The 15,035-nt window shown below is 56.0% G+C and carries 17 protein-coding genes; all 17 read right to left on the bottom strand.

Annotated elements, in window-relative coordinates; all coding sequences use genetic code 11:
• Positions 1-16 precede the first annotated feature (16 nt).
• The gene (locus HY868_02755; protein MBI5301030.1) at positions 17-790 is read right to left on the bottom strand and encodes a hypothetical protein; all 774 of its coding nucleotides are present in this window, start codon (positions 788-790) and stop codon (positions 17-19) included.
• A 9-nt stretch (positions 791-799) separates the two neighbouring features.
• Positions 800-1,855, bottom strand: coding sequence for a CoB--CoM heterodisulfide reductase iron-sulfur subunit A family protein (locus HY868_02750; protein MBI5301029.1), 1,056 nt, complete (start codon positions 1,853-1,855; stop codon positions 800-802).
• Positions 1,856-1,943: 88 nt separating this feature from the next.
• Positions 1,944-3,182 (bottom strand): heterodisulfide reductase subunit B, encoded by a 1,239-nt coding sequence (locus HY868_02745; protein MBI5301028.1) that lies wholly within the window; start codon positions 3,180-3,182, stop codon positions 1,944-1,946.
• A gap of 130 nt (positions 3,183-3,312) precedes the next feature.
• Positions 3,313-4,008 (bottom strand): 4Fe-4S dicluster domain-containing protein, encoded by a 696-nt coding sequence (locus HY868_02740; GenBank protein MBI5301027.1) that lies wholly within the window; start codon positions 4,006-4,008, stop codon positions 3,313-3,315.
• Between the two features lie 89 nt (positions 4,009-4,097).
• Complete coding sequence (locus HY868_02735; GenBank protein MBI5301026.1) at positions 4,098-4,481, bottom strand: DsrE/DsrF/DrsH-like family protein; 384 nt, start codon at positions 4,479-4,481, stop codon at positions 4,098-4,100.
• A 105-nt stretch (positions 4,482-4,586) separates the two neighbouring features.
• Entirely contained in the window at positions 4,587-5,108 is a 522-nt protein-coding gene (locus HY868_02730; protein ID MBI5301025.1) for a DsrE/DsrF/DrsH-like family protein, read from the bottom strand.
• Positions 5,109-5,206: 98 nt separating this feature from the next.
• On the bottom strand, positions 5,207-5,449 hold the full coding sequence (locus tag HY868_02725) for a sulfurtransferase TusA family protein (GenBank protein MBI5301024.1): 243 nt from the start codon (positions 5,447-5,449) through the stop codon (positions 5,207-5,209).
• Between the two features lie 128 nt (positions 5,450-5,577).
• Positions 5,578-6,222 carry a response regulator transcription factor gene (locus HY868_02720; GenBank protein ID MBI5301023.1) on the bottom strand — a complete coding sequence of 215 codons (645 nt, stop codon included), beginning with the start codon at positions 6,220-6,222 and terminating at the stop codon, positions 5,578-5,580.
• Positions 6,200-7,948, bottom strand: coding sequence for a GAF domain-containing protein (locus HY868_02715; GenBank protein ID MBI5301022.1), 1,749 nt, complete (start codon positions 7,946-7,948; stop codon positions 6,200-6,202). Before HY868_02715 ends, HY868_02720 begins: the two co-directional genes overlap by 23 nt.
• A gap of 264 nt (positions 7,949-8,212) precedes the next feature.
• Positions 8,213-9,451, bottom strand: a complete 1,239-nt coding sequence (locus HY868_02710; GenBank protein ID MBI5301021.1) for an NAD(P)/FAD-dependent oxidoreductase — start codon at positions 9,449-9,451, stop codon at positions 8,213-8,215.
• Between the two features lie 62 nt (positions 9,452-9,513).
• Entirely contained in the window at positions 9,514-9,831 is a 318-nt protein-coding gene (gene dsrH / locus HY868_02705; protein MBI5301020.1) for a sulfurtransferase complex subunit TusB, read from the bottom strand.
• A 42-nt stretch (positions 9,832-9,873) separates the two neighbouring features.
• Positions 9,874-10,239, bottom strand: a complete 366-nt coding sequence (locus HY868_02700; GenBank protein ID MBI5301019.1) for a DsrE family protein — start codon at positions 10,237-10,239, stop codon at positions 9,874-9,876.
• 3 nt (positions 10,240-10,242) lie between these two features.
• Complete coding sequence (locus HY868_02695; protein ID MBI5301018.1) at positions 10,243-10,596, bottom strand: DsrE family protein; 354 nt, start codon at positions 10,594-10,596, stop codon at positions 10,243-10,245.
• Positions 10,597-10,687: 91 nt separating this feature from the next.
• Positions 10,688-11,038: a DUF2173 family protein gene (locus HY868_02690; GenBank protein MBI5301017.1), complete on the bottom strand. Its 351-nt coding sequence runs from the start codon at positions 11,036-11,038 to the stop codon at positions 10,688-10,690.
• A 12-nt stretch (positions 11,039-11,050) separates the two neighbouring features.
• A complete protein-coding gene (locus HY868_02685; protein MBI5301016.1) occupies positions 11,051-12,307 on the bottom strand; it encodes an adenylate/guanylate cyclase domain-containing protein in 1,257 nt (418 codons plus the stop codon).
• A gap of 6 nt (positions 12,308-12,313) precedes the next feature.
• Positions 12,314-13,645 (bottom strand): MFS transporter, encoded by a 1,332-nt coding sequence (locus HY868_02680; GenBank protein MBI5301015.1) that lies wholly within the window; start codon positions 13,643-13,645, stop codon positions 12,314-12,316.
• Entirely contained in the window at positions 13,638-15,026 is a 1,389-nt protein-coding gene (locus tag HY868_02675; protein ID MBI5301014.1) for an MBL fold metallo-hydrolase, read from the bottom strand. The genes HY868_02680 and HY868_02675 overlap by 8 nt, the downstream gene beginning before the upstream one ends.
• Positions 15,027-15,035: the final 9 nt, after the last annotated feature.

The following is a 15,035-nucleotide window of genomic DNA, read 5'->3' as shown; positions in this document are numbered from 1 at the left end:
GTCGCCAGTAAATTCATTACTGTTGACTGGCGACTGGCGACTGTGGACTGATTTTTAGTCCCAGCATCCGGCGCACCAAACGCGGCAACGGCGGCAGAACTTTGTGGAACTCGCGCGTGAGCCGCCAGGCGGTGACGCCGTACAAATATGCCGCGTATGTCGTCGCGAGAAAAGTATCAATCGCGAACGGGCGATCTTGCAAAGTCGTGGACAAGCCGCCGCGAAAAAGCCACTTGGCATCTTCGACTTCGGTGACCATCACGATGGCGCGCCCCACGCGCAGATACATTTGACCGGGCGAGTCGCCGTGTAGTTCCTTGTCGCCGTCGAGGAGCAGAGGCAAAACGCCGGTGCGCGATTCAGGACTGTACATCCAGCGGCTCCACAGCCAATAGCGTTCGGGAAAAGACAAGTGCAATAGTTCGCCGGCAAGTTCAACACCTTTGCCTTGGTTGATCGCCTGGGTCTCCGCCAGAAATTGATTGATGCGTACACCCAGGTCTTGCTCGTGTCCGTGCAAAAGTGATGTCAATGCGTTTTTGAATGCGCCGTTATCCGCGACATTCCATACTTGATCGCGATGGCGGCGCGTGACTGAAATCATCCTCAACAGCGATTCGATATCTTGAGCCGCAAGCGATTCGACACGTTCTGGCGCGCGCAGAAAAAGTTGAGCGCGTTGGCTTTTCTCGCCTAGTTCCTGAACGATCGGTTGCAGTTCGCTCCACTCGATTGTCTCAAGCGCGTCTTGAAGATATTCGCGCAGTTCTGGTTCGACGACGGCAGGCATTCCTTCACCTTAATTGCTGTGTGATTTTCGCGCGGCGGTTATGGCGCGCAACGACGCGAGACCCGCCATCGAAATCGTGTCATCCAAATCTTTCGGACCCGCCGCCGCGCCGGCGACAAAAATTCCGGGAATCGAAGTCGCGGTCGGATCGAGCGACTCGTGCGGCACATCAATAAACCCGAACTTGTTCTGCTTCAAACCCAGGACTTGGGCGACTTCCTTTGTGCCCTTGCTCGGTTCCATGCCAACGGAGAGGACAACCAAATCCATCGTCACTTCCATCGGACGACCCATCGTCGTGTCTTCACCGCGCACCAAAAGTTTGTCGCCCTTTTGAATCACTTCGGTGACGATGCCTTTGATGTAATTCACTTTGTATTTTTCCTGTGCGGGCCAATAGATTTCGTTTTCCCAATAACCGTACATCCGCATGTCAATGTAAAAGATAAACACCTTGCACGATGGAACGAGTTGCTTGATCTCAATCGCCTGTTTGGACGCGATGCCGCAACACACTTTGGAGCAGTACTCGTTGCCGATCTGCCGGTCGCGCGAGCCGACGCATTGAATAAAGCAGACGCGTTCCGGCAACGCGCCGTTCGAACGGCGCACGACCTGTTTGGCTTTCAGCATCGGTTCGAGATCGGCGATGGTGATTACATCGGGGTACTCATAGTAATTGTAAATTTGCGTCTCGCGCGCCGGATCGAAATGATCGAACCCGGTCGCGACGATGATCGCGCCGACATCCATCGTGTGCGCGCCATGATGGTTCTCGACCCTGACGCGAAAATCGCCGGCTTTGCCTTCCACGCCGACCACGCGTGAATTCAAATGCATTTCAACATGGGTGTGCTGAGTGATGCGCGCGATCATCTCGTCGAACGCTTCTTCCGCATCGCGAAAACCGTGCGTGAGCGCGGCGTACTGCGCGCTAATCGGCGTGCCGCCGAGACGCTCGCGTTTCTCGACGAGCACCGCCGTCAATCCCAGGTCGGCTACATTGTGCGCGGCTTCCAGCCCCGCCGGTCCGCCGCCGATAATCAACACGCGATTGTTTGCCATGTCGTCTCCTTCTCCGCAAGTTCAACCGAGTTCTCTGACTTCCCTCATTTCCTTTCAAAGGGAAATGAGGGAATCAAAGGAAATCATTTCACACTGTCGTCGGTACATTTTCGCGTTGACGAATCGGCGTATCGGAATCTGCCCAGGTCACGCCTTCTTTTTCGCCGCGCCGAATTTTCGCGAGGTCGTCTTCGAACTCTTGCCAGTACGGTTTCCAATCCAAACCAATCTTGTCGAGCAAGGGACGCCAATCCGCCGAGTGCCAATGCAGTTGCAGAACGCGAAACGGATGCGCGCCCATCGCGAGCGCGGCGAGTTGCGCGTCGGACAAGACCGGTACGCCGACTTTGAAATTGTGCGCCTTGCCGGAAAACTGACTCTTGTCGAGCGTCGTCACGCAACCGGTGTCGTGCGTAATGACGACATCCGGATTCGCCTCCATGATCATCACTTCGATCTTACGCTGAACCGCGAACGAGCGGGTAAAATCGCGCTGCACCAGGACGTGGCGAAAACCGAACCCGCAACAATCGAACCAGGTCGAGTAATCCGCTGGCGTCGCGCCGAGCGCCTGGATGAGTCCGGTCACGGTCGCGGTACGCTGTCCACCGAAAATTTCCCAATCATAAATCGCGTCTTCGGGAACGATTTTGTGATAGTGGCACGCCGGATGCACACACGCGGTTATGTTGCTTAGATCAAAGACCTGGCGTTTTGCAAATTCGTTTCGCAATGCGTGCATCCACTCGCTATAGTGGACGATTTCTTCGGGGATGACGAGCGGCTTGCCGATTTTGTCGAGGACGCGGCGCACACCGTCGCGCAAATCCTGATGCTTGACGAGTTGCTCGCGCGCTTCCTTGTAATGACCGAACGACGTGCCGCAATGAATCGTGGGAAAATAACCGGTTTCGTACGCGGCGGCAAAGTTGCGCATCATCACCGCGGCTTGCGCGACCGCGTTCGAAGTGGCGGACGCGTAATAGTTCCAACCCGTGCAGGAGGTTTGATCGGTAGGGTCAATGAAATCTAATCCGAGTTGACGATGCAGCCAAAAGATCGAGGTCGAATAACCGGGGATGTGACCGCATTGTCCGCACGATTTGTGATGCCAGGTTTTCTGAATCGGAATTTTTTTCGTGCGCCCGAACTTGGTCAGCACCTCGACGTAGGGTTCGGGCACGCGCTGGACGATGATCTCACCCTTGTGCTCGAGTTCGAACAATTCCTCGCGCATGTCGTGAGTCGGGGCATCATTGGGATCGCGTGGAAAGATTTGCGCTTTGCGCGCCTTGATTTGATCCAGGTCTACGGTTGCGGTTTTCATTGCTTGCTCCTATCGGTGCTGGAAGTTGGAGGTTAGATGTTGGAGATTGGAAATTGGAAACGTCGTTTCCACGCCGTCCAACATCTATCCCCCAATTTCCAACTGCTAATTTCCAACATCCAACTTCCATTTACTCCATCCACTCGGTCTCCGCCAATTCTTCTTCGACGACTTCGGCGATGAGGTCGTGCAAGCCAGGGTCAACTTCTTTGATAAGATCGAGATTGCCGGTCGAATACCAGATGTAATAGAGTTCGCGCAAGGTCTTGGCATCCGTCTTCCACGCCGCGTCGGTCACGCCGCGCATCGTTTCCGTTGGAATCGCCAGACGCCACTCGCGCATATTGTCGCTGAACTGTTTGACCCAGGGTCCCCAATCCGGAAAAAAGTCTGGGCGCAACATATCGGGCGAGACCTGGTTGCCTTTGAGCATCACCTTGTAAATGACGCGGCTATAACCCTGCAACACTTCGCGCGTTTCTTTCAAACCGTTGCGGACGGCGACTTCGCGGATGAGCGTGACGAGACCACCCGGATTATTTTGGCGCGGGCAACGGACGCATGAAAAACATTGCGCGCAATTCCAAATGTCGTCCGCGAGGATTTCGTAAAAGCGATCAATGTCTTCGCGCGCCATTGTTTGCGCGATGACGCGCGGGCTGTAATCGTAAAAGCGCGCGCTCGGACACGCGGAAACACAGATGCCGCATTCGTAGCATCCGTAGAGATAATCGTTATAGCGCTCGTCCGCTTTCACTTGATCGAAAAGTTGTTGTTTCGTTTCTTGCGGAACGTCGGCGTATTTGGAATTATCGCGATAAGCCACAAGTCCTCCGGGTTGGAAATTGGAGGTTGGAAGTTAGAGATTGGAAACGACATTTCTAGTTTCCAATTTCCAACTTCCAATTTCCGAAATCAGAACGCGATCACCGCGTCCGCTTCGAGCGCCATATCGTTGAACGCCGCGCCGCCGATCATTTGCACACCTTCGATCAGGTCTTCGACGACGTACCCGTGCAGATCGAGACTGGGTTGACAGACGTAGAGTTTCACGCCGAGGTCAACGGCTTGGTCAATGAAATGGCGCAAACGCGCGCCGCCGCCCGCCGCGCGCGGAATCTGCAAGGTTTCCGGCACGCCTTTTTTCAAGAGCGTGGGACCTTTCATCGTAAAGTAAATGCCCACTTCGATGTCCATCGCGGCGGCGGTGGACGCGAGATAGAACGGCGTCGCGGCGCGTGCGGGGTCATCGCATCCGTGTGTCTGAACGTAGAGAATTTTTTTTGTGTCGTCGCTCATGGGTCTCCAATGGAAGTAAACAAGTAAACATGTAGATATGTATCCAATCGTGCGACGGTATCCTGGTTTACCTGTATACCTGTATGCTGGTCTACCGGCGTACCATCATACAAAGAGTTGCACATCCGCGTCTGCCGCGTATTCGAGAAACGTCGCCGCGCCGCCGATGCTCGATTCCGGAACAAAGTCTTCCTTTTTGAAACCGAAAACATCCATGGTCATCTGGCAAGCGATCAATTTCACATCCAACTCAATCGCCATCGCGCGCAGTTCGGGAATGGAGGCAACGCCCTTGTTCTTGAAGGTTTGTTTCATCAGGGTCGTAGCGAGCGCATTGAAACCAGGGACGGACATCATTGCGGTTGGAATGGGCCAACTGATATTTTGAAATCCTTCCGGACCGAACGGCATTTTCATCGGCATGGCTGGGTTGCCCAACGGAGACACCGCCGCGCCAATGTCTTTCAAGAGGAGCGGCAAGCCATAGAACGTGAAAAAGACGCCGACCTCCCAGCCCATCGCGCCGGCAGCCGTGGCGAGAATAAAAGGTGGGTACGCATAATCGAGCGTTCCGCGGCTCGCAATCAGCGCCAAGCGGCGCGGTGCGTTTGGATCAGACTTGGACATGGTAATCCTCCTGCTTTCGTCAGCTAGTCAGATAGTCATGTAGTCGCGTAGTCGAAAAACTCACTGCCGATTCGACGATTGGACTACTCGACAACTGACTATTTGGTTCGCCGAATAAAAAAAATGAACGTGCCGTTCTCTTCGTGCGAGTCGAGCAGTTCATTGCCGGTTTGACGCGACCAGGCTTGCATATCCGCGGGCGCGCCTTTATCTGTCGCGATCATTTTGATGACTTGACCGATTTGCGCAGCTTTGACCTCTTTGCTAATTTTGACGATCGGCATCGGGCAGAGCATCCCTTTACAATCGAGCACGCGATCCGCTTCGAGAATCGTCGCCATGTCTCCTCCTTTTCCTGGGGCGTACTGTGACGCTCGAATTCTAAGCTAGCCGCGACAAAAATACATCCCCCCGCAGGGTGAGATGTCTCACCCTGCGGGGGGATTTCGAGTTGATCGAGTTTCTTGGTTCAGTTCAGCGCGATCAGTCCTTCGCGTAAGGCAACCATCACCGCTTGCGTGCGATTCGGTTGCTCCAGTTTCGCCAAGATATTTTTCGCATGAGTCTTGACGGTTTCTTCGCTGATAGATAACTGGGTCGCGATTTCGCGATACGTCGCGCTGGATGCCATCGCTTGCAGAATTTCACATTCGCGCGAGGTCAGCGCGAATTGTTTGGGGGGCTGTGGGCGCGCGCGCGCGTCCCGCATTCGTTGGATCATCCGCTTGGTCAAATCCGGTTGTAGATATGTTTCTCCCGCGCCAATCGCGCGAATCGCCCGGGTCAATTCCTCCGGGCTGACGTCTTTCAGGATATACCCATCCGCGCCGGCATCCATCGCTTGGATGATCTCCGCTTCGTTTTCAACGCCGGTCAAGATGAGCACGCGCGTGTGCGGCAGCGCACTCTTGATTTTACGCGCCGCCGCGCTTCCGCTCAAGCCCGGCATTTTCAAATCCATCAGAATCAAATCGGGCGCGAGTTCTTTGGCGCGCGTGACGGCTTCGCCCCCCGTACTGGCTTCGCCGACAATTTCGAAATCTTTTTCGAGACTGAGCACCATTTGCAGTCCGCGACGTACGACCTGGTGATCATCCGCAAGTAGGATTCGCATTGGGTTCTTTCTCTGGCGCGAGGGGGACGCAATTATGCAACTGCACCTCGATCCGCGTGCCGGTTTGGGCGTGGCTTTGAATTTGCACATCGCCGCCGATGGCGTGCGCGCGTTCGCGCATGCTCGTCAAGCCAAAGCCGGTGTGGGACGTTCCAGTTTCATGCGCTTCAAAGCCGCATCCATTATCTTCCACCACAAGATGCGGCGGTTGACTCTGCAAGTCGAGCGTCACGACGGCGCGGGTTGCGCCAGAATGTTTGACGACGTTTGCCAATCCTTCTTGCGCGATGCGCAAAACATTTTTGCGGACGCTCGCCGCGAGCAGATTGAACGTACCCTTGACCTCGACTTGGACGGCGAGCGACTTGGGTGGTCCGAGTTTTTGCAGATACGCCATGATCTCGGTATTGAAATCCATCTCGCTTAACGCGCCGTCCCAGATATTGAAAAGGGAACGCCGTAAGTCACTGAGCGTCCGCGCGGCGACATCACGCAGCGCGACCAGTTCCGTTTGCACCTGGGCAGATTGCGCGGGCAATAATTTGATACAACCGTCAAGCGTGTAGACGATCCCGAACAACGACTGCGAAGCCGTGTCGTGAATCTCCATCGCGATGCGATTGCGTTCTTCTTCCACCGCGAGTCGTTGCGCGCGCTCGATACACAACTTGGTCGAGCCGAGCGCAATTGCCGCGTGTTCCGCGACCGATTCGAGCGAGCGAATACTTTCCGGACTGATCGGCGCGCCGCTTCCTGGATTATCCACCACCAGGACGCCGACCGGATGATCGCGCATGTACAACGGCAAGATCGCGTACTGTTTAAACCCCAACCGTTGATTCATGGCTGGATCATTCGTCGGCGGTAGCCCATCGGCAACGTAGGCGGGCTTGCGTTCGACCGTGACTCGTGCGAGAACGCCGGCATCGTGATCGAGAGGAATTTCCGTAGTGTGAAATAATCCTGCGGGTGTTTGCGCGCCTTCATCCCGGCGATGCATCAGCCAGCCGATCAGCGTATTCCGTTCGGGGTCAACGAGCGCCAAGGTCGCGCGTTCAAAACCCATCGCGTTCGTAATCGTCGTCAGAACGATCTCTTGCACATCGGCGACATCTACGGCGGAGGACTGCATCATCAACGCCAGGTTGTGAATAGATTCGAGTTCGCGATTGGTGCGTTCGAGGATCGCGTTATTGCGCGCCAACAACGCGCGATCCTCGCGGATATGATTCATCAGGATGGACGCGTACCCAAAGAGCATCGCGATAAGATAGAAACTGATAATCTGCGTCAGGACGCGCAGGAGGTCTGCCGGTGAAAAGTTAGGGAGCGCGGTCAGACCGTAAAAAATCGTCAGCGCCGAAGCGGTCAACAATGCGCCGCGCATCTGGAAGAAGAACGCGGCGGCAAGGAGTGGACTGAGCGCGTACAGGTAGTACAGACTGGACACGTTGCCGGTCAGCGCGATGAATACCGCGACAATGACCAGGTCTATACCAAAGACGATTGGAAAATGAGTGACGAGGCGATTGACGCGCGGATAAAAAACGGTGAGGAAGAAATTGTCCACGAACGCGGCGAGAAAGACCCAGTGGATATTCGGATCCGTCTCGGTTGCCAACCCAAGCGCCAATAAAGGCGGCAGGAGACTGAGCCAACGATAACTCAGCAAAAAGAGAAAAACGGTTTGTTCATCGGCAGTCCGTTTCAGCCATCGCTTGAGCATTGAATGCGCCCTTCCTCATCTGTGCATTCCGATTCCCGGGGGCGGCAATGAAGTGCTCGATTTTTTCAAATGATAACATAGCTTTACTGTTCACGCAAGACACCTGAGATGAATGTGAGGGCTTTGTCAAAGTCGCGCCGGTCTGTCATTGCGACGTTGTGCGTGTCAAGCTGCGGGTGGCGTGTGTAAGGGAAGAAACTTGCCGAGACTCAGGTCTCACGGACTTGGCAAGTCTGATGTTTTTGAACAGAAGACACAAGACATTCACACGATCCCTGGAATCCCAAGGGTCTTGCTAGCCAAATCCAGTGTCCAGCCCAACAACACGCGTTGGGCGCCATAGGGCGTGAGCCACCACTGCTCGAACAGAATCTTGCCCCAGTGCCACGCTTTGCCCAATCGGCGCAGTTCGACCTGCGGAGATGGTTCACCGAAAAAATTGCCAAACGCAAACCCCGCGATGCTTTCGCCCGCCTCCAACATGCAATAGCCATGCCCGTAGAACGAATCCTGAGCACGCGCGCCCGCGACCTCCGCTGCGATGCGCCGCGCGACAACTTCTGCCTGTGCGTGCGCGAACACGCCTGCCTTCGGCAACATCAATGGCACATCGGGTTTCCAACGACCAGGGATGGAGATCGCCGTGACATCGCCCAACGCGAAAACATTTTCGTATTTCGTCGCCAGCGTCGCGCGATCAACTGGAATCCAACCGGCTTCGTTCGCCAGACCCGCCTCGCGCGCCAAGCGCGGACCGCGATGCGGAGGAATCGCGACGAGCATATCGTATTTGAACGACGCTTGGTTTTCGAAAAACAATTCGCGCGTTTGAGGATTGACAGAGGTTAGTTTGCGCAAGGCATGAAAGACGATTCCTTGAGAATCGAGCATTTGGCGAACGGCATCGCCGAGCGCGGGACCCGCGACGGGCATCGGTTGTGGCTCGGGAGTGAAGAGATGCACCGCGACCTTGTCGCGGATGCCGCGCCGCCGAAACGAATCGGCGATGAGCATCGCGCCTTCGTGCGGCGCGCCGGGACATTTGTAGGGCAGTGCGCTCACGACCACCGCGATGGTTCCACCATCGAATTGCTGCAACGCATTGCGCAATTTTGTCGCGCCCTCGATTGTGTAATACGTGTGTGCCGTATCCAAGCCAGGGATGGCTTCAGGCGCGAGTTCCGCGCCAAGCGCGACGATGAGGTAATCGTAGTTCAGTGTTTGTGTGCTCGTCTCAACACGCTGACTCGCCAAGTCAATCGCGCGCGCCGCGTCGATCACGACTTCGACACCAGGGCGCACGAGTTGCCGCACCTCGCGCGTGATTTGCGCGGGCTGACGGTCGCCCGTCATCAACCACAAAAAAGACGGCGCGAACGCGTGCTGCGCGTTTTTCTCCACGAGCACGATGCGATGCTGGCGGGGCAATCGTTGCCGCAACTCGTTTGCTGCGACCAAGCCGCCCACACCGCCGCCCAAAATCAAAATCGTTTTGCCACTCATCGGCTTCTCCTTCTTGGAATCTCGCCGGCTTCGGCGAGTCAAGTTTTATCAGTGCTCACAACTCACAGCGCGCCGATCACACGCGTGTGCTGATCGAACAAATCCACCAGTCGCGCGTACTCCACAACCTGAATCTGCTCGCGCACTTGGCGCGGCGTGAATCCGCGCAGGTACAAGTCCTCGCTCAACGCATAGCAGGCAATTTCGTGTGGCAGTTCGCGCAATGCGGTTTCGCCCTGGAGCGCCGCGAGAACGCCATCTTGCGCAAGAAATAGCGACACGGCTTGTCCTTGTTCGTGGAACGTGCGCGTCAACTGCCAAGCGCGTTGGGCGTTCACGCTGGATGGTGCGCTGTTAACAAGCATCAACACAGTATCCATCGTTGGCTCTAACCTCCAATCTCTAATCTCTAACATCCAACTTCAATACACCATGACTATTTCACTCGCCAACACAAGACGCGCGAGACCGTCATCGTCAATGCAATCCACCCCTGGTAATACCTGCGGATCATTCAACAATCCGCGTGCTTGGGCGGATGGAACATGCATGTACACGCGCGTACCTTTCGCGATGCCTTTCGTCAGTGGCTCGGCGAGCGAAGTGATCCCCGTGTTACCCGCATCCTGCCCGCCGCGCGCAAGGTACACACCATCGTCTACCAAGAGCACATTCGTTTGAATGCCATCGCCGAGCGCGCCGCCCATATGTCGGATTGCCTCCGCCGCGTGAATCTGACCGTACGGCGGACGGCGAATCAAAATCGCCAGTGAATTCTTTGTCGTCATTTCTCAACCCCCCAGCGTAATGAACACATCGCTCGATTTCATCAAGCCAAACAATCGTTTCATCGAACTCGGTTCCGCACCAGGCAAAAAATCGTCTGCGCCAATGCCGCGAAAGTTCAGACACGTCCCGCACAATTCGACATGCAAGCCGCGCGCCATGAGTTCGGCGAATTCCTTGCCGGCGTGCGGCAGACCTTTTGGATTTTGGTCGCGCGAAAAATTGTGCACGCCATCCGCCGAGGCGAACAGGTTGACCGCGTAACCCTGGTCAAGCGCGGCGCGCGCGAGTTCGATTGCCGTGTGCGTGTTCTCGTACGCATACGGCGTCGTCGTCAGAAACAAGGTCAATGTTTTCATCCTCGTTCTTCGGTTCCTCCTTTGGAAAGTGATGATTGTATCGCCTGTCGCACAATCCCGTGCCTGTGCGACGATGGTACCACAGGTAAGACTAGGCAACCGATTGAGCGGACATGAGCGGGAGTAATTCTTCCCAGTTCGCTTTCGCCGTTTCGACAAACACACCCCAATAGCCGCCCTTGCCCAGAACGACCGTGTAATCGCCTCCCGAATACATCCATCCATGCTCGGGTATCCAATTGTCCTCGCTGAGCGCGGTGAATGATTGCGCCAGCGTCTCGAATGTCATCGTGACCAACGCGCAAAACCGAGCGATCATCGCCGCCATCTCCGGCGACACATTCTTCTTCGCCTTGTAATCCGTACATTTTCCATCGGGGGTGAATTCAAATGCAACAGTGACGCCGTCAATTTTCAAGAGATCATCCAGGGTTGCTGTCATTTTTTTCTCATCCTATTTCAGTTCAACCACACCGGGCTTGGTGTCCACCAGAAACCAGGTCTCCATCTCGCCCTTTCCCTTGATCATCACCTTGCCGCGCGGCTCACAAATGAATTCATCCTTGAGGAGTTCGTACGTCGCGCGCGTGATTTGAATCTTCCCAGGAACGCCATGCGACTGCATTCGATTTGCCGTGTTTACCGTGTCGCCGAACAATTCAAACGCGAATTTCTTGCGCCCAATCACACCCGCGACAATCGGACCCGAATGAATCCCGATGCGAATCTCCAAGCGCCTTCCAAAGCGCGGTGGAATGCTTGCCATGTACGCGCCCATCTCGAGCGCCAACCGCGCGACGGATTGGGCATGCTGGGCGTTCGGTCGCGGTACGCCGCACGCTGCCATGTACTCATCGCCCACCGTTTCGATCTTTTCCACGCCGCATTGGTCAACGAGCGAATCAAAGTGGGAAAAAACCTGATTGAGCAATCCAACCATGTCCCGCGGCGACAATTCGGCGGCGAGGGGTGTGAAGTTGACCAAGTCGGCAAACAAGATACTAACCTGGTCGTAATGATCGGCAATCGTCCCACCCTGGTTTTTCAGAATCTCCGCAATCTCCTTGGGCAGGATGTTGAGCAGGAGATTCTCTGATTTCTCCCGTTCCGCGCCTAAAAGTTTGTAGGCGATATCTTTTTGGTTGATGAAGAAAATTAACAGCGCGAACACAATCGCGGAAATCGCGCCCACATTCAACACGAAGAAAGTAATGACCAGGGATGACGAGAGATTGTTCGTCGTCCGCAGGTACGTCTGGAGAAAACCGCTGATCACGACCAGCAACAGATAAAGCGCAAACCAACGTACGGCTTGCCGCGGTCCCGCGAAAATGAGCGCACCAATCGGGCAAATCAACGACCACAGGATCACCGCGCTCGAATTGATAAACCCACCCAGCGCGATCTGGAGCAGAAACGGCAGGAGCAAAATCAGCAACAATTGCGTGAAACGAAAACGCGCATAATCGCGTCGCCGCGCAAAAACGAAAATGCTCAGGACGGACAAGGCGGCATAACTCCCTGGAATAATTCCGGCGATCGGTTCACCGAATGCAAAGTACATCATGCTCCAGACAGTTCCCGCCAAGATGATCGCGGGGCTGACGCTCGTCATCAGCGATTTTTGGAGGCGTAATTCCTCGCTATCGTCGGCGCTCACGCCGATGCGCGCGGTGAACGCGAAATACGCTTGAAGGAAACGGCGCAACATCGCAACCTAAATCACTTTCAATGAATTGGGGTTCGCTGAGGGTACAGTCTTCTGTCGCGCGGGCAAGGTTTCATACATCACCCCGGCGACGATTACGCCTGAAAAAAAAGTCAACGCGCCAATCGCGGCAATCGCAATCGGAATGCCGAGCCAATCTGCCAGCAATCCTGACAGCAGCGCACCTATCGCGTACCCGCCATCGCGCCACAAACGATAAACGCCGACCGCCGTCGCGCGCCAATCGGGATGCGCGACATCGGATACGGCGGCGAGCAACGTCGGATAAACGAGCGCGGTGCCGATGCCGAGCAGAATCGCGCCGCCGAGCCAGACTGCGAATGCTTTGCCGATGACAAACAGCGCGATGCCGATGGCTTGCACCCACATCCCCGCGACGATCATCCACTTGCGTCCCCAGCGATCCGAAAGCGCGCCCGTGAACAGTTGACTGATGCCCCACACCCCAGGATAAATGCCGGCGATGATTCCGATTTGTTCGAGTGATAGTCCTGCGCCCGCGAGAAAAATCGGCACAAGCCCCCACACCATCCCGTCGTTGAGATTGTTTATCATCCCGGCTTGACTCGCGGCAAAGAGCGCACGGTCGCGCCAACTCGTCAGCAATAGAATCTCTGCAAAAGATTTCTTTTGAGTTCCCGCAGTTCCCTCAGTTCCTTTTTTCCCTTCGCTTGGAAATGAAGGAACTGAGGGAACTGCGGGAACGAGTATTGCCTCATGCCGCGCGTGTCCACGCGTTTCGCGGACGAAGAAGAGCGAAAGCAACAAACCCAGTGTGGCGAACGCGATGCCTGGGAGAAACGGCGCGGGACGCAAACCAAAGTGGGCGGCGAGATAACCCGTGCCGAATGCGGAGAGCGAGACGGCGACGTAACCCGCGAATTCGTTCAGCCCCATCGCGAGTCCGCGTTGTTTGGGTCCAACGAGATCAATCTTCATAATGACGGTGGTAGACCAACACAGACCTTGATTGATTCCCAGGAGCACATTCGCGAAAACGATCCAGCCCCAGCTCGGCGCGAGAATGAGGAGAAATGGCACCGGCAATCCCGCGAGCCAACCGGCGACGAGAATCCGCTTGCGCCCGATGCGATCGGAGAATCGTCCCGCCAGCAAATTGGCAAATGCTTTGACGATGCCGAAACTGACAAGGAACGAAAGAATGACCGAGCGCGCAACGAGTCCGAAATCTTGCACGGCGATCAGCGGAACGATAGTGCGTTCCAATCCGACCATCGCGCCGACGAACGCGTTGACGATGACGAGGAGCGCGAACTGTTCCCAGTTTGCGCGCAAGCCGAGCGCGATGGGTTTAGGCATCGCCCCGCACCACAGGATAGCCCGCGCTTGACCACGCACTAAAGCCGCCGTACAACAATCGCAAGTCGCGATACCCGCGTCGTTCCAACACAGAAATCGCCACCGCCGAGCGGTCGCTGTGGCCGCAGTGAATGACGAGCGGTTCATCTTTTGCGATGGGCAGGTCGCCAAACGGCAAACGTCCGCCTTCGATGTGAATGGCGCGCGGCAAATGTCCCGCGCGCCATTCCGCATCTTGCCGCACGTCGAGCGCACGCAGCGCATTGCCGCGCGCGTACGCAGAGTGAAATTCTTCGACCGAAATTACGGGCACGCGCGTTACAGTCAACGCTTCCGCTTGCCATGCCGCGATGCCGCCGTCGAGATAGCCGCGCAAGTCGTCATAACCGATGCGAATGAGTTGACGCACGGCATCCTCGCGCGCGGTGGAATCATCCCCGATCAAAATGATCGGCGCGCGAAAGGGCAACACCCAGCCCGCCCAGGTGCTGAGCGGCGACGCGAGGGAAATGCCGAATGAGTTGGGAATATGCCCCGACGCAAATTCGCGCGGCGTGCGCGTGTCCACGACGATGCTACCTTGCGCCATGTGCTCGCGCACTTGGCGCGGCGAGAGAGGTTCCAGGATCGGAATGCCGTCCAACACTTTCGTGCCGAGTTGATTGACGGCACGCAGATAATTGAAATAGATCGGATACGAGGGTAGATTGCCGAGTGCTTGCGCGATGAATTCTTCTTCCGATGTTGCGCGCGTGAGTGGATTCGCTTGTCGCTCGCGTCCAATCGTGCTCGCGCGATCTGGACTCGACAGCGCGTTGCAAAACGATCCCGCACCGTGCGTTGGATAAACTGCAACGTCGTCGGGATAGCGCAACAATTTTTCGTGAATCGTCTTGTACGACAAGCGCGTCAGCGGTCGTGTGATATGATGCCCCAGCAGATCCGTGCGCGCCGCGCCGCCGACGATGAGCGCGCCGCCGGTGAACAACGCGGTAGGTTCCGTGCGCTTCTCTTCAATCAAAGCGAAACTGATGTGTTCGGGCGTGTGTCCTGGCGTCGCGAGGACGCCGAGTTTCACATCGCCGAGCGAGAGCGCGTCGCCTTCCTTCAACCGCAGGTAATCAAATGCGAGATTTGAATCTGCACTTGCGCCAATCGTGACGGCGTACTGCGCGGCGAGTTCGCGCGCGCCCGAAACGAAATCGGCGTGCAAGTGTGTGTCGAGCGCGTGCGTCAAATGCAGACCTAATCCTTCAGCAATGCGGACGTAGCGATCAATATCGCGCTCGGCGTCAATCACGACGGCTTGCCGTGTTTGTTCAGATGCGACGAGATAGGACGAGTTGCCGAGATTTTCATCCACGACTTGTTTGATGAGCATGGAGTAACC

Source organism: Chloroflexota bacterium (genome assembly GCA_016219275.1).
In the GTDB taxonomy this organism is placed as follows: Bacteria; Chloroflexota; Anaerolineae; order UBA4142; family UBA4142; genus JACRBM01.
The sequence above is the reverse complement of the archived record's forward strand: the minus strand, read 5'-3'. Positions and strand labels throughout refer to the sequence as shown.